We start from the raw sequence: 228 nt of genomic DNA, 5'->3' as shown, positions 1-228 counted from the left end.
GGCACCACTGCGACGAGGTCGGGCGCGAAGCGCGATCGCAGCCGCGGGGCGAGGTCGAGGCAGTTGGCGATCGGATGATCGACCCGCACCTTGATCAGGCCCCCCGACATGGCGAGCGACACCAGCCGCTGCGCCGTCTGCCTGGAGATGCCGAGCTTGGCGGCGAACTGGTCCTGTGTGTTGCCGGCAACATAATAAAGCCAGCCGGCGCGCGCGGCGTCGTCCAAC

General features: G+C 68.9%; 1 pseudogene. It reads right to left on the bottom strand.

Annotated elements, in window-relative coordinates:
* Nucleotides 1–227, bottom strand: a pseudogene (locus tag KVT37_RS33325) (sugar-binding transcriptional regulator); the annotation flags it as partial.
* Between the last annotated feature and the right edge of the window lies 1 nt (nt 228).

Source organism: Mesorhizobium sp. GbtcB19, assembly GCF_019091085.1.
Taxonomy (GTDB): Bacteria; Pseudomonadota; Alphaproteobacteria; order Rhizobiales; family Rhizobiaceae; genus Mesorhizobium.
The sequence above is the reverse complement of the archived record's forward strand: the minus strand, read 5'-3'. Positions and strand labels throughout refer to the sequence as shown.